Annotated in this window: 1 protein-coding gene; it reads right to left on the bottom strand. The window is 44.5% G+C overall.

The window, feature by feature from the left end; all coding sequences use genetic code 11:
• On the bottom strand, positions 1-778 hold a 778-nt coding region (locus ACYVTD_RS14680), incomplete at both ends, for an ATP-binding protein (protein WP_461248460.1).

Here is a 778-nt window from a genome sequence, read left to right as displayed (position 1 = left end):
GGCGGACCGTGGTTGTTTTGCCGTTTGTGCCCGTTACTGAAATTACAGGAAAATCTAATACATCGTCTGTTGGGAAAAGAGCATCGACAATATTTTTGGCGACATTTCTTGGTTTTCCGGTCGATGGTGCGAGATGCATGCGGATCCCTGGTGCGGAGTTAACTTCGATTACAGCACCGCTGGAATCCCTAATGGATTTTGAAATATCCTCTGCAACCATGTCTATTCCAGCAATATCTATTCCTATCGCACGAGCGGCGTGAATGGCTATTTCTGCGTTGTCTGGATGGATAATATCTGTGCAATCGATTGCTGTGCCGCCTGTTGAAATGTTGCTGTTTTCGCGCAGGATAATTGTTTCATTTTTTTGTGGGATATATTTTTCTGTTATGCCGCGTTTTTTTAGAACACTTTTTTCGACCTTGTCTATACGAATTTTAGTTAGAACATTCTCATGAAAATCGCCGCGTAGTGGATCTTGATTTACGATGTCAACGAGTTCGGCGATTGTATGTTCTCCATCGCCGACTACCATGGCTGGAAGGCGTTTGCTGACGGCTTTAACCTCGTCATTAACGACCAAAATGCGATAATCTGAGCCGTAGATAAATTGCTCAACAATAACGCCGGAGCTGTGTTTTGAGGCTTCACGGAATGCGTTCGCAACATCTTTTTTGTTAATTAAGTTAATATGAACACCTTTGCCCTGATTGCCGTTGAACGGCTTAACGACGACTGGCATGCCGATTTTTGTGGCGGCATTAACTGCGGCGGGTTC

Source organism: Treponema sp. R6D11, from assembly GCF_054786075.1.
This window is presented reverse-complemented; position numbering and strand designations above follow the sequence as displayed.